General features: G+C 32.1%; 21 protein-coding genes. 16 read left to right on the forward strand and 5 right to left on the reverse strand.

Going from position 1 to position 19135, the window contains the following annotated elements; all coding sequences use genetic code 11:
- Positions 1-28: 28 nt before the first annotated feature.
- Positions 29-1411 (reverse strand): aspartate kinase, encoded by a 1383-nt coding sequence (locus tag AA076_RS06685; RefSeq protein WP_000868645.1) that lies wholly within the window; start codon positions 1409-1411, stop codon positions 29-31.
- A 190-nt stretch (positions 1412-1601) separates the two neighbouring features.
- Between AA076_RS06685 and AA076_RS06690 the strand changes: the two genes are divergently transcribed.
- Genes AA076_RS06690 through AA076_RS06705 form a run of 4 tightly spaced genes read left to right on the forward strand, consistent with a single transcriptional unit; the run spans position 1602 to position 5726 of the window.
- On the forward strand, positions 1602-2882 hold the full coding sequence (locus tag AA076_RS06690; protein ID WP_000735864.1) for a homoserine dehydrogenase: 1281 nt from the start codon (positions 1602-1604) through the stop codon (positions 2880-2882).
- 5 nt (positions 2883-2887) lie between these two features.
- On the forward strand, positions 2888-3949 hold the full coding sequence (gene thrC, locus AA076_RS06695; protein WP_001255460.1) for a threonine synthase: 1062 nt from the start codon (positions 2888-2890) through the stop codon (positions 3947-3949).
- A gap of 1 nt (position 3950) precedes the next feature.
- Complete coding sequence (thrB, locus tag AA076_RS06700) at positions 3951-4865, forward strand: homoserine kinase (RefSeq protein WP_000073184.1); 915 nt, start codon at positions 3951-3953, stop codon at positions 4863-4865.
- A gap of 57 nt (positions 4866-4922) precedes the next feature.
- Complete coding sequence (locus AA076_RS06705) at positions 4923-5726, forward strand: Cof-type HAD-IIB family hydrolase (protein WP_000186313.1); 804 nt, start codon at positions 4923-4925, stop codon at positions 5724-5726.
- Between the two features lie 292 nt (positions 5727-6018).
- On the opposite strand, the gene AA076_RS06710 is transcribed toward AA076_RS06705, so the two are convergent.
- The 3 genes from AA076_RS06710 to AA076_RS06720 all read right to left on the reverse strand — a co-directional run bounded on the left by AA076_RS06710 (position 6019) and on the right by AA076_RS06720 (position 8005).
- Positions 6019-6333 carry a hypothetical protein gene (locus tag AA076_RS06710; protein ID WP_000580198.1) on the reverse strand — a complete coding sequence of 105 codons (315 nt, stop codon included), beginning with the start codon at positions 6331-6333 and terminating at the stop codon, positions 6019-6021.
- The gene (locus AA076_RS14915; protein ID WP_001791424.1) at positions 6308-6412 is read right to left on the reverse strand and encodes a hypothetical protein; all 105 of its coding nucleotides are present in this window, start codon (positions 6410-6412) and stop codon (positions 6308-6310) included. The genes AA076_RS06710 and AA076_RS14915 overlap by 26 nt, the downstream gene beginning before the upstream one ends.
- Before the next feature lie 138 nt (positions 6413-6550).
- Positions 6551-8005 (reverse strand): amino acid permease, encoded by a 1455-nt coding sequence (locus tag AA076_RS06720; RefSeq protein WP_000389956.1) that lies wholly within the window; start codon positions 8003-8005, stop codon positions 6551-6553.
- A 203-nt stretch (positions 8006-8208) separates the two neighbouring features.
- Between AA076_RS06720 and AA076_RS06725 the strand changes: the two genes are divergently transcribed.
- The 5 genes from AA076_RS06725 to AA076_RS06750 all read left to right on the forward strand — a co-directional run bounded on the left by AA076_RS06725 (position 8209) and on the right by AA076_RS06750 (position 12861).
- Positions 8209-9726: a catalase gene (locus AA076_RS06725; RefSeq protein ID WP_000082539.1), complete on the forward strand. Its 1518-nt coding sequence runs from the start codon at positions 8209-8211 to the stop codon at positions 9724-9726.
- Between the two features lie 90 nt (positions 9727-9816).
- Positions 9817-9966 (forward strand): 50S ribosomal protein L33, encoded by a 150-nt coding sequence (gene rpmG, locus AA076_RS06730; protein ID WP_001265708.1) that lies wholly within the window; start codon positions 9817-9819, stop codon positions 9964-9966.
- Positions 9967-10419: 453 nt separating this feature from the next.
- Complete coding sequence (gene rpsN, locus AA076_RS06735) at positions 10420-10689, forward strand: 30S ribosomal protein S14 (protein ID WP_001085655.1); 270 nt, start codon at positions 10420-10422, stop codon at positions 10687-10689.
- Positions 10690-10845: 156 nt separating this feature from the next.
- Positions 10846-11823: a GMP reductase gene (gene guaC, locus AA076_RS06740; protein WP_000688126.1), complete on the forward strand. Its 978-nt coding sequence runs from the start codon at positions 10846-10848 to the stop codon at positions 11821-11823.
- Positions 11824-11844: 21 nt separating this feature from the next.
- Entirely contained in the window at positions 11845-12861 is a 1017-nt protein-coding gene (locus tag AA076_RS06750; protein ID WP_001789887.1) for a CAP domain-containing protein, read from the forward strand.
- Positions 12862-13240: 379 nt separating this feature from the next.
- On the opposite strand, the gene lexA is transcribed toward AA076_RS06750, so the two are convergent.
- Positions 13241-13864, reverse strand: coding sequence for a transcriptional repressor LexA (gene lexA / locus AA076_RS06755; RefSeq protein ID WP_001208760.1), 624 nt, complete (start codon positions 13862-13864; stop codon positions 13241-13243).
- 142 nt (positions 13865-14006) lie between these two features.
- Here lexA and sosA point away from each other — a divergent pair, with 142 nt between their 5' ends.
- From sosA to sbcD, 7 genes are all read left to right on the forward strand, one after another.
- Positions 14007-14240 carry a DNA damage-induced cell division inhibitor SosA gene (gene sosA / locus AA076_RS06760; RefSeq protein ID WP_000499647.1) on the forward strand — a complete coding sequence of 78 codons (234 nt, stop codon included), beginning with the start codon at positions 14007-14009 and terminating at the stop codon, positions 14238-14240.
- 135 nt (positions 14241-14375) lie between these two features.
- Positions 14376-14615 carry a DUF896 domain-containing protein gene (locus AA076_RS06765; protein WP_000071351.1) on the forward strand — a complete coding sequence of 80 codons (240 nt, stop codon included), beginning with the start codon at positions 14376-14378 and terminating at the stop codon, positions 14613-14615.
- Between the two features lie 120 nt (positions 14616-14735).
- Positions 14736-16724: a transketolase gene (tkt, locus tag AA076_RS06770; protein ID WP_000481443.1), complete on the forward strand. Its 1989-nt coding sequence runs from the start codon at positions 14736-14738 to the stop codon at positions 16722-16724.
- A 277-nt stretch (positions 16725-17001) separates the two neighbouring features.
- The gene (locus tag AA076_RS06775; protein WP_000246909.1) at positions 17002-17244 is read left to right on the forward strand and encodes a YneF family protein; all 243 of its coding nucleotides are present in this window, start codon (positions 17002-17004) and stop codon (positions 17242-17244) included.
- On the forward strand, positions 17231-17329 hold the full coding sequence (locus AA076_RS14925) for a hypothetical protein (protein ID WP_001789897.1): 99 nt from the start codon (positions 17231-17233) through the stop codon (positions 17327-17329). The genes AA076_RS06775 and AA076_RS14925 overlap by 14 nt, the downstream gene beginning before the upstream one ends.
- 93 nt (positions 17330-17422) lie before the next feature.
- Positions 17423-17890, forward strand: a complete 468-nt coding sequence (locus tag AA076_RS06785; protein WP_000966142.1) for a CcdC family protein — start codon at positions 17423-17425, stop codon at positions 17888-17890.
- Between the two features lie 123 nt (positions 17891-18013).
- Positions 18014-19135 (forward strand): exonuclease subunit SbcD, encoded by a 1122-nt coding sequence (gene sbcD / locus AA076_RS06790; RefSeq protein WP_000691284.1) that lies wholly within the window; start codon positions 18014-18016, stop codon positions 19133-19135.

Below are 19135 nucleotides of genomic sequence, written 5' to 3' on the forward strand. Positions count from 1 at the left end.
AATACATGTGTTACGAATTGCTTTTATATTAGTTTTTATCACACAAGTTTTTTAATGCAACCCCGTGATAGCAAAACTCATATGTAGATAATACAGCTTTTTCAGCATCATCTACATGAATTCCAAACATCATCGAGATTTCCGAAGCACCTTGGTTAATCATTTTTAAGTTAATTTTTGATTCAGCTAAGGCATGTGTAATTTTATTTGCAGTACCGATGACTTTATTCATACCTTCGCCGACAATCATTAATATTGCTAAATCATGCTCAATACTTAGCTCATCAACATCACATTTTTGACGAATTTCATTTAATACTTTTGTTTCTTTATTTTGAATTTGTTTTGAACGCATAACGATACTGATAGTATCAATACCTGAAGGCATATGATCAAATGAAATATTATTATCCTCTAAGACACCTAATATCTTTCTAGTAAAGCCGACTTGTCTATTCATTAAATACTTTTTGATATTAATAACGGTAAAATCTTTATCACAACTTATACCGCTAATCACATTTTTCGCATTTATTTCTCTATCATGCACTATAAATGTACCCTTATCTTGAGGGCGGTTCGTATTTTTAATCACCACAGGGATGCGATCTTTATAAAGTGGTTGTAAGGCTTCATCATGGAAAACACTAAAACCAGCATAAGATAATTCACGCATTTCTCGATAAGTGATTTCTTCGATTAATTCAGGATCTTTGATGATATTTGGATTAGCTTTATAAATACCAGACACATCGGTGAAATTTTCATAAATTGTGGCTCTAACACCACTTGATATGATGGCGCCAGTTATATCTGATCCGCCACGTGGAAATGTAACTATATATCCTTCATGAGATACGCCAAAAAATCCTGGGATAATTAGTTTTTCATCATAATCTCTTAATTTTTTAATTTCAGAGTAAGCACTATCTAATATTTGTGCTTCTTGTGGGACGTCAGTAACAAAAATACCCGCTTCCTTCGGTGATATATATTTTGTTGGTATACCTTGACTATTATTATATAAAGCTATCAATTGCGCATTAAAATCTTCACCACAAGAAAGTAATGCATCTAATAGTCTCTTTGGTTCATTTTTTAATTGATTTATATAATGTTCCAAAGTCACATCTATCGTCCGTAAAATACTTTCATCCATTTGCAATTCTTTTACAATATCATCATAACGCTGAATAATTTCTCTTTTTTTATCATGATAATCAAGATGATTAATGACCTTTTCATATAATCTGATTAACAAATCAGTTGTTTTAATATCATTATCATGTCTTTTACCTGGAGCAGAAACGATAACAATCTTTCGCTCTGGATCAGAATTAACAATATTTAAAACCTTTTTAATTTGAGTAGCATTGGAGACGGAGCTACCACCGAATTTGGAAACTTTCATAGTGCATGCCAACCTTTCTAAAAAATCAGAAAATTGTATTCAGTTTTGTAAGTAAGAATGATATTATGTATTTATATTTTGAATATTACGAACTTTACAAAAATAAAGAATAATTCTATACTATACTATCATCTAGTGTTTTTCAATAATACATTTGTTTTTCTCAAAAGCACAAACGGAGGTACATAAAATGAAAAAATTAAATATAGCATTATTAGGATTAGGTACTGTCGGATCTGGTGTTGTTAAAATCATCGAAGAGAACCGACAGCAAATTCAAGATACATTAAATAAAGATATTGTCATAAAGCATATTCTTGTTCGAGATAAATCTAAAAAGAGACCGCTAAATATTAGCCAATATCATTTAACTGAAGATGTTAATGAAATTTTAAATGATGATTCATTAGATATTATCGTTGAAGTCATGGGAGGAATTGAACCAACTGTAGATTGGTTAAGAACAGCACTTAAAAATAAAAAACATGTTATTACCGCAAATAAAGATTTATTAGCAGTACATCTTAAACTTTTAGAAGATTTAGCAGAAGAAAATGGTGTAGCTTTAAAGTTTGAAGCGAGTGTAGCAGGTGGTATTCCGATCGTAAATGCCATAAATAATGGTTTGAATGCGAATAATATTTCAAAATTTATGGGAATTTTAAATGGTACCTCTAATTTTATTTTATCTAAAATGACTAAAGAGCAAACGACATTTGAGGAAGCACTTGATGAAGCGAAAAGACTTGGTTTTGCTGAAGCGGATCCAACTGATGATGTAGAAGGGGTAGATGCAGCGCGTAAAGTTGTCATTACATCATATTTATCATTTAACCAAGTCATTAAATTAAACGACGTTAAACGAAGAGGAATTAGTGGCGTAACTTTAACTGATATTAATGTAGCCGATCAACTGGGGTATAAAATTAAATTGATTGGTAAGGGAATATATGAAAATGGCAAAGTTAATGCATCGGTAGAACCAACGTTAATTGATAAAAAGCATCAATTAGCAGCTGTAGAGGATGAATATAACGCGATTTATGTTATTGGTGATGCCGTTGGTGACACGATGTTTTATGGAAAAGGAGCAGGCAGTTTAGCAACAGGTAGTGCCGTTGTCAGTGATTTATTGAATGTAGCATTATTCTTTGAATCAGATTTACACACATTGCCACCACATTTTGAATTAAAGACAGATAAAACACGGGAAATGATGGATTCAGATGCAGAAATTAATATTAAAGAAAAATCCAATTTCTTTGTAGTAGTGAATCATGTCAAAGGTTCAATTGAAAATTTTGAAAATGAGTTAAAGGCAATATTACCATTTCACCGATCATTAAGAGTTGCAAATTACGATAATCAATCATATGCCGCTGTTATAGTTGGATTGGAATCATCACCGGAAGAATTAATCACTAAGCATGGATACGAAGTTGACAAAGTATACCCAGTAGAAGGAGTTTAATTATAATGAGAAGATGGCAAGGATTAGTAGAAGAGTTTAAAGCACATTTACCAGTAAATGAAAATACACCAAAATTAACATTGAACGAGGGAAATACACCACTCATTCATTGTGAAAATATGTCTAAAATACTAGGCATAGATTTATATGTGAAGTATGAAGGTGCCAATCCGACAGGTTCATTTAAAGATCGCGGTATGGTAATGGCTGTGACAAAAGCAAAAGAGCAAGGTAAGAAAATTGTAATATGCGCTTCGACTGGAAATACATCAGCGTCTGCAGCAGCATATGCAGCGAGAGCAGGTTTAAAAGCTATCGTCGTAATACCAGAAGGTAAAATTGCATTAGGTAAATTGTCGCAAGCAGTAATGTATGGTGCAGAAATCGTTTCTATTGAAGGAAACTTTGATGAAGCTTTAGAAATTGTAAAAGAAATTGCAAAAAGTGGCGAAATCGAGCTTGTAAACTCTGTCAATCCATTTAGAATCGAAGGACAAAAGACAGGCTCATTTGAAATTGTACAACAATTAGACGGTGAAGCACCTGATATTTTAGCGATTCCTGTAGGTAATGCAGGTAATATTACTGCATATTGGAAAGGCTTTAAAGAATATCATGAAGCTAAAGGATCACAATTGCCGAAAATGTTTGGCTTCCAAGCTGAAGGCGCATCACCAATTGTTCAAAATAAAGTCATTAAAAATCCTGAAACGATTGCAACTGCTATTCGAATTGGTAATCCTGCTAGTTGGGATAAGGCGACTAATGCTCTTAAAGAATCAAATGGATTAATAGATAGTGTTACTGATGATGAAATTCTAGAAGCATATCAGTTAATGACAACTAAAGAAGGTGTCTTTAGTGAACCAGCGAGTAATGCTTCTATTGCAGGTTTAATTAAATTGCATAGACAAGGTAAATTACCTCAAGGTAAAAAAGTAGTTGCTATTTTAACTGGTAATGGATTAAAAGATCCTGATACTGCTATTTCACTACTAGATAATCCGATAAAGCCATTGCCAAATGATAAAGATAGCATTATCGATTATATTAAAGGAGCTTTATAACATGTCGAATGTTTTGGAGTTAACAATTCCTGCATCAACAGCCAACCTTGGAGTTGGCTTTGATTCTATAGGTATGGCTTTAGATAAATTTTTGCATCTGTCTGTAAAGGAAACATCAGGGACAAAATGGGAATATATTTTCCATGATGATGCATCTAAGCAATTGCCTACTGACGAAACAAACTTTATTTATCATGTAGCACAACAAGTTGCTTCTAAATATAGTGTTGACTTGCCTAATTTATGTATCGAAATGAGAAGTGATATTCCATTGGCAAGAGGGTTAGGTTCGTCAGCTTCTGCTTTAGTAGGAGCTATATATATCGCAAATTATTTTGGTGATATCCAACTGTCTAAACATGAGGTATTACAATTAGCGACTGAAATCGAAGGACATCCTGATAATGTTGCGCCGACCATTTATGGTGGTTTAATCGCTGGATATTATAATGATGTCTCGAAAGAAACGTCAGTTGCACATATCGACATACCAGACGTGGATGTGATTGTAACGATACCAACTTATGAACTAAAAACAGAAGCATCAAGACGTGCTTTACCACAAAAATTAACACATAGTGAAGCGGTTAAAAGTAGTGCAATTAGTAATACAATGATTTGTGCATTAGCACAGCACAATTATGAATTAGCAGGTAAACTCATGCAACAAGATGGCTTTCATGAACCGTATCGTCAGCATTTAATTGCTGAATTTGATGAAGTGAAAACAATTGCTAGTCAACATAATGCCTATGCAACTGTAATTAGTGGTGCTGGACCAACTATTTTAATATTTAGTCGTAAAGAAAATAGTGGGGAATTGGTTCGCTCTTTAAATAGTCAGGTAGTATCATGCCATTCTGAATTGGTCGATATTAATATCAGTGGTGTTAAAGAACGAATTGTATACCAATAGACGCTTTATATTGTAAAATAGTATTAAATGCAGAATAGAGAGGAGATTTAATGCGATATGACAAATTATAAAGTTGTCGTTTTAGATATGGATGACACATTGCTAAATTCAGATAATGTGATATCAGAAGAAACTGCAAATTATTTAACAGCAATTCAAGATGAAGGTTATTATGTTGTTCTAGCATCTGGTAGACCTACTGAAGGTATGATTCCAACTGCTAGAGATTTAAAATTACCTGAACATCATAGCTATATTATTAGTTATAACGGTAGTAAAACGATTAACATGACTAATGAAGAAGTAGAAGTAAGTAAATCGATTGGTAAGCAAGATTTCGATGAAATTGTAGATTATTGTCGAGATAGAGGCTTTTTCGTTCTTACATATCATGATGGTCAAATTATTTACGACAGCGAACATGAGTATATGAATATTGAAGCAGAATTAACAGGTTTACCGATGAAACGTGTTGATGATATCAAAGCGTATATTCAAGGCGATGTACCCAAGGTCATGGGTGTAGATTATGTAGCGAATATTACAGAAGCTAGAATTGATTTGAATGGTGTGTTCAATGATAATGTAGATGCTACGACAAGTAAGCCATTCTTCTTAGAATTTATGGCCAAAGACGTTTCAAAAGGTAATGCAATTAAAGCGTTATGTCACAAATTGGGATATTCGGTGGATCAAGTCATTGCTTTTGGTGATAGTATGAATGATAAATCAATGTTTGAAGTCGCAGGTCTAGCTATTGCTATGGGGAATGCATCAGATGAACTTAAGCAATATGCAAATGAAGTTACGTTGGATCATAATGAAAATGGTATTCCACATGCGCTCAAAAAATTGTTATAAATTTTAAAATAAGCCTTAACACATGATATTTGAATAAGATATCTTGTGGTTAAGGCTTTTTATTTTTGTGAAAATGACTTCAGTTATACTATGGAGGATTTGAAATACATATTTTAGATTAGTAATGATATCAAACGAATAGAGTAAATGTATATTTTTTGAATAAATCAAGTATTAACTAGTCACGGAAGGTAGATAAATAAATTTGATCATTCTGAATAATAACGAATGCATTAAAAAATGCAGTGACAATCTAACATTAATTGTTAAAATCACTGCAAGCATCTTGATTTTATTTAGCTGTTTGTGTCCAGTCATGCTTACCTCTGAAACGTTTTACATGAGCATATATTTGGTCAGCAGTATAATCTAAATTTGTATAAACTGTAATACTGAACGCTGATTGGTTTTCAGCAAATGATTCTTCGGAAAATAATTCCTTTAAGTGCATAAATAAATCATTCATTTGTTTATGGTTTAAACCGGGATATTCCCTTAAAGTTCTCTTTAATAATTGTCCGTTCTTTTCTTCTAATGCTTGAACTACAATAACAAATCTTTCATCTTGCTTTAGTACATCATCAAATAAATTTGTTTGTCCAATCATTGAATTTCACCCCTGAAAAGTTATTGTTATCTATATTATACACGATATGCAAAATATCTAAAATAAAGAATGGTAACATGGTAATAATAAAATATAAACAGAATACTAGTTAATACACTTTATACTAGAAAAAGATATTAAAGTATATCTGCTTTACACCATTAAAAAGCGGCAAATGCTATAGATAATCTAAAGCATCTGCCGTATGAGAATTTATTTATTTTTGATTGTCATAATCGTGTGGTTTTAAATTAATTGTTTCTAGCTTTACAAATTTTGTTTTGTGAATGATTTTATGAATAAAGTAAATCAACGCTAGAATGATTAAAGGTAAAAAGTTTTTAAAAGCATTTAACCATTGATCTTTTAAAATATATTCAACTGAGCCACCAAATAGCAAGAATAATAGTGTAGTGATGACAATGATTGGTCCTAATGGATAAAAAGGTGCTTTATATGGTAGGACCTTATTAGGGTCTTGACCTTGTTTTTTAATAGCTTGTCGCAATCGTATTTGTGACCAAATGCTTGATCCCCAAACAACTATAATCATTGAACCAATAATTTCAAGTAAATTAAAAACGGCATTTGAATTAAAGTTTGCATAAATAATAACAATAACAACGACTGCATAAGTAGTTAATAATGCTCTTAAAGGTAACTTAGTTGTCTTGTTTAATTTACTTAAAAATTGGGGTGCTTTTTTGTCTGAACTTAAGGAATACAACATTCTGCCTGTTGTATAAACACCTGAATTTGCAGCGGATAATAATGAAGTTAAAATAACCGCGTTGATTACTGATGCTGCAAAGGCTATGCCTACTCTATCGAATACAATTGTAAATGGGCTTTGACTTATTGAACTACTTGCTCTTAATAATGATGGATCTGTGTACGGAATAATTGCACCAATTACTGCAATTGATAAGACATAGAATAAAAGAATACGCCAAAATACTTGTTTAATTGCCTTAGGCATAGACTTTTTAGGGTCATCTGATTCACCAGCAGTTACTGCTACTACTTCTGTACCACCAACCGAAAATCCGGCGACTAATAATACGCCTAAGAAACCAGAGATACCACCAACAAACGGTGCTTGGCCTTTTGTATAGTTTTCAAATCCATATGTATGACCACCTAAGATACCGAAAATCATTAAAAAGCCAAAAATAACGAATACGATAATTGTTAACACTTTAATCAATGATAACCAAAACTCAGTTTCTCCAAATGATTTTACAGAAAAAATGTTTAATAATAGTAAAATTGTAATAAAGATTAAGCTCCAAGTAATGGGGTGGAAAAATTTAAATGTGTCCCAGAAATAAAGCACATTTGACGCTACTATGACATCAACACTTGTAACTAATGACCACAATGCCCAATACAACCATCCCATGGTAAAGCCAAGAGATGAGTCAATAAAGCGTGTTGAATAAGAGCTGAATGAACCTGATACTGGATAAAATGTTGCCAACTCTCCAATTGATGACATTAAGAAATATAGCATGACACCAATAACAAGATAAGCGAGTATAGCGCCTCCAGGACCAGCTTGAGAAATGATATTACCAGTAGCTACAAATAGACCAGTCCCAATTGCACCACCTATAGCAATCATGGAAATGTGTCTTGAGTTAAGACTACGGTTCATTTTATTATCTTCCATATTTAGTCTCCCATCTATTTAAATATACCCATTATTGTAAGCTTTTTAAGTGTACTATTCAATAACTATTTAGTACTGTAAAGCGAAAAAATTAAAATTTTCTGATTTTTTAATCATCTTGAGCATGTTTAATTGTAATTTTGATGGGGTTAAATTATAATATGTATTAAATTATAATTATTATAAATTGTGGAGGGATGACTATGTCACAACAAGACAAAAAGTTAACTGGTGTTTTTGGGCATCCAGTATCAGACCGAGAAAATAGTATGACAGCAGGGCCTAGGGGACCTCTTTTAATGCAAGATATTTACTTTTTAGAGCAAATGTCTCAATTTGATAGAGAAGTAATACCAGAACGTCGAATGCATGCCAAAGGTTCTGGTGCATTTGGGACATTTACTGTAACTAAAGATATAACAAAATATACGAATGCTAAAATATTCTCTGAAATAGGTAAGCAAACCGAAATGTTTGCCCGTTTCTCTACTGTAGCAGGAGAACGTGGTGCTGCTGATGCGGAGCGTGACATTCGAGGATTTGCGTTAAAGTTCTACACTGAAGAAGGGAACTGGGATTTAGTAGGGAATAACACACCAGTATTCTTCTTTAGAGATCCAAAGTTATTTGTTAGTTTAAATCGTGCGGTGAAACGAGATCCTAGAACAAATATGAGAGATGCACAAAATAACTGGGATTTCTGGACGGGTCTTCCAGAAGCATTGCACCAAGTAACGATCTTAATGTCAGATAGAGGGATTCCTAAAGATTTACGTCATATGCATGGGTTCGGTTCTCACACATACTCTATGTATAATGATTCTGGTGAACGTGTTTGGGTTAAATTCCATTTTAGAACGCAACAAGGTATTGAAAACTTAACTGATGAAGAAGCTGCTGAAATTATAGCTACAGATCGTGATTCATCTCAACGCGATTTATTCGAAGCCATTGAAAAAGGTGATTATCCAAAATGGACAATGTATATTCAAGTAATGACTGAGGAACAAGCTAAAAACCATAAAGATAATCCATTTGATTTAACAAAAGTATGGTATCACGATGAGTATCCTCTAATTGAAGTTGGAGAGTTTGAATTAAATAGAAATCCAGATAATTACTTTATGGATGTTGAACAAGCTGCGTTTGCACCAACTAATATTATTCCAGGATTAGATTTTTCTCCAGACAAAATGCTGCAAGGGCGTTTATTCTCATATGGCGATGCGCAAAGATATCGATTAGGAGTTAATCATTGGCAGATTCCTGTAAACCAACCTAAAGGTGTTGGTATTGAAAATATTTGTCCTTTTAGTAGAGATGGTCAAATGCGCGTAGTTGACAATAACCAAGGTGGAGGAACACATTATTATCCAAATAACCATGGTAAATTTGATTCTCAACCTGAATATAAAAAGCCACCATTCCCAACTGATGGATACGGCTATGAATATAATCAACGTCAAGATGATGATAATTATTTTGAACAACCAGGTAAATTGTTTAGATTACAATCAGAGGACGCTAAAGAAAGAATTTTTACAAATACAGCAAATGCAATGGAAGGCGTAACGGATGATGTTAAACGACGTCATATTCGTCATTGTTACAAAGCTGACCCAGAATATGGTAAAGGTGTTGCAAAAGCATTAGGTATTGATATAAATTCTATTGATCTTGAAACTGAAAATGATGAAACATACGAAAACTTTGAAAAATAAATTTGATATGTAGTTTCTATATTGCGTAGTTGAGCAGTTTATGATATCATAATAAATCGTAAAGATTCCTAACAAGAGAGGGTGTTTAACGTGCGCGTAAACGTAACATTAGCATGCACAGAATGTGGCGATCGTAACTATATCACTACTAAAAATAAACGTAATAATCCTGAGCGTATTGAAATGAAAAAATATTGCCCAAGATTAAACAAATATACGTTACATCGTGAAACTAAGTAATTCTTATCATTCAAATACGACGATTTGAAAATAAAGCGGGCTTACCTATTATATTGGGGAGCTCGCTTTTTTATGAAATTTTTGTGAAGAGTGATTAATGGATTGAGTTTCATCGGTAGAACAATATATGATTATATTAGTTGTTACTTTATTAAAATTTGAGAATATTTATAGAAGGAAATAGATTACTGATTTTATAAAGTCACTTTGTTAGCGAATGCTTGAAAGAGTATTTAATATAGTAGAATTTAAAATTTCAAAGCGGAATTTAATAAGTACGAAGTAATTCTGGGTATGTTTTATAAATGTTCGATAATACACTTTAATCTTAAATATGATGGTTTAGAAAATGATTTAACAAAGAAATGAAACTTTACTGTTGAATTATGTGAGGATTGTGTTATTATATAAATCGTAATAATTACGATTTGATAAAAAGTGAGGTAACTATATATGGCTAAGAAATCTAAAATAGCAAAAGAGAGAAAAAGAGAAGAGTTAGTAAATAAATATTACGAATTACGTAAAGAGTTAAAAGCAAAAGGTGATTACGAAGCGTTAAGAAAATTACCAAGAGATTCATCACCTACACGTTTAACTAGAAGATGTAAAGTAACTGGAAGACCTAGAGGTGTATTACGTAAATTTGAAATGTCTCGTATTGCGTTTAGAGAACATGCGCACAAAGGACAAATTCCAGGTGTTAAAAAATCAAGTTGGTAAAATCAAATTTCGTACTTTAGCCCATTTACAATATCAATAAAACAATGTACAGTATATACGAATGCTATAAACTGAATGTTTTCTCATATTAATAAGGAAACATTCGGTTTTTAATTTGCATTTAAAAATAATTAGTTTTTAAAGGGGCTATTTAAAGTGAAAATATTTGATTACGAAGATATTCAATTAATACCTAATAAATGCATAGTTGAAAGTAGGTCTGAATGTGATACAACTATCCAATTTGGTCCGAAAAAATTCAAGCTACCTGTAGTTCCTGCAAATATGCAAACAGTTATGAATGAGAAATTAGCGAAATGGTTTGCTGAAAATGATTACTTTTATATCATGCATCGTTTTGATGAAGAAGCAAGAATACCTTTTATAAAACATATGCAAAATTCAGGCTTATTTGCATCTATTTCAGTTGGTGTAAAGAAAGCGGAATTTGATTTTATTGAAAAGTTAGCTCAAGAAAAATTAATCCCCGAATATATTACAATAGATATTGCGCATGGTCACTCAGATTCAGTGATAAACATGATTAAACATATAAAAACCCATATACCTGATAGTTTTGTTATTGCTGGTAATGTTGGTACGCCAGAAGGTGTTAGAGAATTAGAAAATGCTGGTGCTGATGCTACCAAAGTCGGTATAGGTCCTGGTAGAGTTTGTATTACAAAGATTAAAACAGGTTTTGGTACTGGTGGTTGGCAGTTAGCGGCATTAAACATATGTAGTAAAGCAGCTCGTAAACCTTTGATTGCCGATGGTGGTATAAGAACGCATGGCGACATTGCTAAATCAATTAGATTTGGTGCATCAATGGTCATGATTGGTTCATTATTTGCGGCACACGAAGAATCACCTGGTGAAACTGTAGAACTTGATGGTAAACAGTATAAAGAATATTTTGGTAGTGCATCTGAATTTCAAAAAGGCGAACATAAAAATGTAGAAGGTAAAAAAATGTTTGTAGAACATAAGGGTTCATTAATGGATACCTTAAAAGAAATGCAACAAGATTTACAAAGCTCAATTTCATATGCCGGTGGAAAAGACTTGAAATCATTACGTACTGTAGATTATGTTATTGTTAGAAACTCTATTTTCAACGGTGATAGAGATTAATATTTATAGTAGGTGATGTAAATTAAAAAATTCATAGTAACTGTTGTTGCGTTTTTATCAATTATTATCATTGCGCCAATAACAGAATTTAAACCATTCATTCATTTACAAAATGAAGTAAGACAATATATTGACATTCACATCAATAAAGAAACAATTTCTGCGGAAAATAAATTGGATACACCGAAGAAACAACAATTTGCCTTTAATAATATACAAATGAACATGTCGAAATCAGATGTTGAGAAAACATTAAATAAACCAAAAAGAGTGACATTTAATGAATATGGTACGAAGTGGTATACGTATTATGATGACGATTACAATAATTTTATAATGATAAGTTACATGAAAGATAAAGTTAATGCGTTATATACAAATCAAAATATAATCACTTCAAAATCAAAAATTAAATACAATACACCTAAATCGGTTGTAAGGCAAAGATTAGGCGAACCAGAAACAGAGATTGTTAAAGGTAGAGTGCGTTACGAACAAAATAATAAAGAATATGATGTTTTCCATAAAAATCACATTTATACGACGGTATTTTATGATAAGCATCGACGTAATAATGTAACAGCTGTTTTACAAGTAAGTGATGCTATGGAAAATAGATTAAAAGAACAATATGGAGCACCATCGAAATCGCTTGCAGATAGTTTTGAACTACAAAATTTTGATTTAGTTAATGCTGAAAGAAAACAACATCAATTATCTACATTGAAGTATTCTAAACAGAATTCTGAAACTGCACGTAAGCATAGTAAAGATATGGCCAACAATCATTATTTTGATCATACAAATTTAAAAGGTCAATCACCATTTGATCGATTGAAAAAAGATGGTATTACATTTAACTCAGCCGGAGAGAATTTAGCATATGGTCAAGTTAGTAGTATCTATGCACATCAAGGATTAATGAATTCTATTGGTCACAGAAAAAATATTTTAAATGATACGTTTAAAATATTAGGTGTTGGTGTTGATTTTAATGATGAAAAACAACCTTTTTGGACAGAAAATTATACTGGTTAATGTTTTTGGCATGAGATTAAAGGGTAATGTTTGTCTGTAAGGAAGTAGATAAACATGATGACAACAGATAAACCAAAAGATGCGGATATACTTGAACGCGTCAAAGATATACTTAATAAAAAAGAAAGAAAAAAATAATAATGGCTCGCTCCTGTAAATTATTACGGGGGCGAGTTTTAATTTGTGTAACATTTTGCAGAAATCTGTAATTCAAAATTTATATTAAAGAATGAGATTATCTAACAATTCGCAATTTCTGTTTGAACTGAATTTAGATTAGAATAAATAAAACCTCTTGAAAACGTAACTTTTTCAAGAGGTCCAAAATTTATAAAAATGAGGGCTTAACAATTACGATAATATATAACGGTTTAAAATATTACATTTCGCGGTACAAACCAATTACTTTCCCAATTACAGCAACATTGTCTAGGTAAATTGGCTCCATTGTACTATTTTCAGGTTGTAATCGATAACGATTTTTTTCTTTATAGAAGCGTTTGACAGTTGCTTCATCTTCCTCAGTCATAGCAACAATAATGTCTCCATTTTCTGCTATGGTTTGACTGCGAACAATTACTTTGTCTCCGTCTAATATACCAGCCTCAATCATACTGTCGCCTACGACGTTTAATATGAATATGTCGCTATTGTGTGTCGATGTTAAGTGTTCAGGTAATGGAAAATATTCTTCAATATTTTCTACTGCGGTAATAGGAACACCTGCTGTGACTTTACCAATAACTGGCACATGAATCGTTTCTTCCATATTAATATTATCATTTGTTTGATCACTTACAATTTCTATAGCACGTGGTTTCGTTGGATCTCTTCTTATATAGCCTTTTTCTTCAAGACGTGAAAGGTGACCATGAACAGTTGAACTGGATGCTAAGCCAACTGCTTCACCAATTTCGCGAACACTAGGCGGATAACCTTTCGTTTGAACAACTTGTTTAATATAGTTATATATTTCGCTTTGTCGTTTTGTTAATTCTCTCATATATAGGCACTCCCTAAATTAATTTAAATACAGTATATCATTAATTTGAAACCAAAACAAACATTTGTTCGTTAAAATATTGACACAGAACATAAGTTCTGATAAATTACTAATACAAACAAACGTTCTAGGAGTGAAAATGATGTTTTACAATAAATATAAAAACGTATCAACATATATCATCATATTTTTAGTTTCAAGTGCAGCCTTTGCAATATTCTTGTTAAGTGCGAACATTAGTGCTCACTCGGAACAAGTGTACGAAATGACTGACCATCAAATTAAGAACAATACGATAAATAAAGCATACGAACATAAAGACCCTACAAACAATAGCGAACAAAGAGATGGGAAAGTGTTCGCTTTAATAAATTGATACATTGTCACAACGTTATTTTGCCTATTTTTGCGAAATAGCGTTTTTTATTACTTTTTTGCTGATCTTAAATTTGTTATATTTTGTTAAAGTATTATAATGATTGAATAAACAAATTGAAGGTAGGTTTTTTAATTGAGTAATTCTGATTTGAATATCGAAAGAATTAACGAGTTAGCTAAAAAGAAAAAAGAAGTAGGATTAACTCAAGAAGAAGCAAAGGAGCAAACAGCCTTAAGAAAAGCTTATCTTGAGAGTTTTAGAAAAGGGTTTAAACAACAAATTGAAAATACTAAAGTAATTGATCCAGAAGGTAATGATGTAACACCTGAAAAAATTAAAGAGATACAACAAAAAAGAGATAATAAAAATTAAATCACAAATCTGTAAAGAATTTTCTGACATTATAACTTGAAATAAGTATTTTACTTATCTTTTTATTTTAAAATAAGTTATAATGTATTTGATAAAATTGAAGAAGGGAAGATACACAAGATGTTTAATGAAAAAGATCAATTAGCTGTTGATACGCTACGTGCACTAAGTATCGACACAATCGAAAAAGCGAATTCTGGTCATCCAGGATTACCTATGGGAGCTGCCCCAATGGCTTACACTTTGTGGACACGTCATCTGAATTTTAATCCACAATCTAAAGATTACTTCAATAGAGACCGTTTCGTATTATCTGCAGGGCATGGTTCAGCATTATTGTATAGCTTGTTACATGTTTCTGGTAGTTTAGAATTAGAAGAATTAAAGCAATTTAGACAATGGGGTTCTAAAACACCAGGTCATCCTGAATACAGACATACAGATGGTGTAGAAGTTACTACCGGACCACTTGGACAAGGTTTTGCTATGTCAGTAGGATTAGCTTTAGCAGAAGATCACCTAGCAGGGAAATTTAATAAAGAAGGATATAATGTTGTAGATCATTACACATATGTATTAGCTTCTGACGGTGATTTAATGGAAGGTATATCGCATGAAGCAGCTTCATTTGCTGGACATAATAAATTAAGTAAATTAGTTGTTTTATACGATTCAAATGATATTTCATTAGATGGCGAATTAAACAAAGCTTTTTCTGAAAACACAAAAGCTCGTTTTGAAGCATATGGTTGGAATTACTTACTAGTTAAAGATGGTAATGATTTAGAAGAAATTGATAAAGCGATTACTACAGCTAAATCTCAAGAAGGACCAACGATTATTGAAGTTAAAACAACAATCGGATTTGGTTCACCGAATAAAGCAGGAACTAATGGTGTTCATGGGGCACCTTTAGGTGAAGTTGAAAGAAAATTAACATTCGAAAATTACGGTTTAGATCCTGAAAAACGTTTTAATGTTTCAGAAGAGGTATACGAAATTTTCCAAAATACTATGTTAAAACGTGCTAATGAAGATGAATCTCAATGGAATTCATTATTAGAAAAATATGCAGAAACATATCCTGAATTAGCAGAAGAATTTAAATTAGCGATTAGTGGTAAATTGCCTAAAAATTATAAGGATGAATTACCACGTTTTGAACTGGGTCATAATGGTGCATCTCGTGCTGATTCTGGTACTGTTATTCAAGCAATCAGTAAAACTGTCCCTTCATTCTTTGGTGGATCAGCAGACCTTGCTGGTTCAAACAAATCCAATGTAAATGATGCAACTGATTATAGTTCTGAAACACCTGAAGGTAAAAATGTGTGGTTTGGTGTACGTGAATTTGCTATGGGTGCTGCTGTAAATGGTATGGCTGCACATGGAGGTTTACATCCATATGGTGCAACATTCTTCGTATTTAGTGATTATTTAAAACCAGCGTTACGTTTATCATCAATTATGGGATTAAATGCAACGTTCATCTTCACACATGATTCAATTGCAGTAGGTGAAGATGGTCCTACTCATGAACCAATTGAGCAATTAGCTGGATTAAGAGCCATTCCAAATATGAATGTTATCCGTCCTGCTGATGGTAATGAAACAAGAGTAGCATGGGAAGTTGCCTTAGAATCTGAATCTACACCTACTTCATTAGTATTGACACGTCAAAACTTACCGGTATTAGATGTACCAGAAGATGTAGTTGAAGAAGGCGTTCGAAAAGGTGCCTATACAGTTTATGGCTCTGAAGAGACACCAGAATTCCTATTATTAGCTTCAGGTTCAGAAGTTAGTCTTGCAGTTGAAGCTGCTAAAGATCTTGAAAAACAAGGTAAATCAGTACGTGTTGTTTCAATGCCTAACTGGAATGCATTTGAACAACAATCTGAAGAATATAAAGAATCAGTTATTCCATCAAGCGTAACAAAACGTGTTGCGATTGAAATGGCTTCACCGCTTGGATGGCATAAATATGTAGGTACTGCAGGTAAAGTTATTGCTATTGACGGCTTTGGCGCAAGTGCACCTGGCGATTTAGTAGTTGAAAAATATGGATTTACAAAAGAAAATATCTTAAACCAAGTTATGAGCTTATAAGAATAATTTATAAAGCGAGTATGTTTAGAAGTCTAGGATGCATAATCTTAGGCTTCTTTTAAAGTGTTGAAATTTAGAGTATAGCACTTAAACTACATCATAAGTGATAAGTTATGAAAGTATACTATTTCAGATTAATCTTTAAAAGCTCTGTTATAACAGCATGATTTTTGATATTATTTTTAGTATCGATATTAAAATACTTGAATAAACTAGTTCTTGAAATAATGTGATGAATTTAGTAAAATTCAGTAGGATAAAGAAAGCGGGTGAAACAATGGCAACTTGGTTAGCAATTATTTTTATAGTAGCTGCATTAATTTTAGGTTTAATTGGAGGTTTCCTTTTAGCTAGAAAATATATGATGGACTACTTGAAGAAAAACCCACCAATCAACGAAGAAATGCTTCGTATGATGATGATGCAAATGGGTCAAAAACCTTCTCAGAAGAAAATTAATCAAATGATGACGATGATGAATAAAAATATGGATCAAAATATGAAGAGTGCGAAAAAGTAAATTCGCAATTGATAGAGGCTATTTTCCAGATATGGAAATGGCCTCTTTTTATAATCAAATTAATAAGAATAAATATGTTTATTAAAATTAAAGTTAACAAAATGACGAATAGACTGAGAAATGCTATAATTCATTTTGTATGATTTACAGAGAGTTTATTTAACGAGAAGGTGTCTGCGTGCTCTATTTAATATTTTCAATCATTGTAGCTTTATTTATGGGAACTATAGTTATAGTTATTCGTATGAAAGCTCAAAATTATCCGGTAAATGAGAAAAAAATAGTTTTGCCACCGTTTTTTATGGCGACCGGTGCATTGATGTACGTCGTTCCATATTTTAGGCTAACAGGATCGGAAATGCTAGAAGCCTTTATAATTGGTTTGCTTTTTTCTACAGTTCTAATTTGGACTTCTCGATTTGAAGTCAAAGGTACAGAAATTTATATGAAACGATCTAAAGCATTTCCAGTTATTTTGATTTCATTACTTATCATTCGTACTGTGATGAAAATATTCATTAGTAATGAAATAGATCCTGGAGAATTAGGCGGCATGTTCTTTTTATTAGCATTCTGTATGATTGTTCCTTGGAGAGCAGCAATGCTATATAAATACAAAAAACTAAAGAAAACATTAATCAATTAATTACTTTTAAAACCACTTGTGATCGACTTCTAAATCAGTCAATGAGTGGTTTTAATTTTACTTGAAAAGGTGAAATGATTATATTAAAATAAAAGCGAACAAATGTTCTATATGGAGGCAGTAATGAAAATTATACATACAGCAGACTGGCACTTAGGGAAAATATTAAATGGCAAACAGCTTTTAGAAGATCAAGCGTATATTTTAGATATGTTCGTAGAAAAAATGAAAGAAGAAGAACCTGATATCATTGTGATAGCTGGAGATTTATATGACACAACATATCCAAGTAAAGATGCAATCATGTTATTAGAACAAGCGATTGGAAAGTTAAATTTAGAACTGCGTATACCAATAATTATTATTAGTGGAAATCACGATGGTAAAGAGAGGTTAAACTATGGGGCGAGTTGGTTTGAACATAATCAGTTATTTATAAGAACAGATTTTACATCGATTAATTCACCAATAGAGATAAATGGGGTTAATTTTTATACACTCCCTTATGCTACTGTGAGCGAAATGAAACACTACTTTGAAGATGACACCATTGAAACACATCAACAGGGAATTACGCGCTGTATTGAAACAATAGCACCGGAAATTGATGAAGATGCCGTCAATATTTTAATTAGTCATCTGACTGTTCAAGGTGGAAAGACATCTGATTCTGAAAGACCATTAACTATTGGAACGGTTGAATCAGTTCAGAAAGGTGTTTTTGATATATTTGATTATGTCATGCTAGGTCACTTGCATCATCCATTTAGTATAGAAGACGACAAAATTAAATATAGTGGCTCCTTATTGCAGTATTCATTTTCGGAAGCGGGTCAAGCTAAAGGGTATAGACGTGTAACAATTAATGATGGCATTATTAACGATGTATTTATTCCTCTTAAGCCACTTAGACAATTGGAAATTATCTCAGGCGAATATAATGATGTTATTAATGAAAAAGTTCATGTGAAAAATAAAGATAATTATTTACATTTTAAACTTAAAAATATGTCTCATATTACTGATCCAATGATGAGTTTAAAACAAATTTATCCTAATACTTTAGCGCTGACGAATGAAACTTTTAATTACAATGAAGAAAATAATGCTATAGAAATAAGTGAAAAAGATGACATGTCAATTATCGAAATGTTTTATAAACATATAACTGATAAAGAATTATCGGATATCCAATCTAAAAAGATAAAAAATATTTTAGAAAACGAATTGAGAAAGGAGGATTAA

Origin of the sequence: Staphylococcus aureus (assembly GCF_001027105.1) — a bacterium.
Taxonomy (GTDB): Bacteria; Bacillota; Bacilli; order Staphylococcales; family Staphylococcaceae; genus Staphylococcus; species Staphylococcus aureus.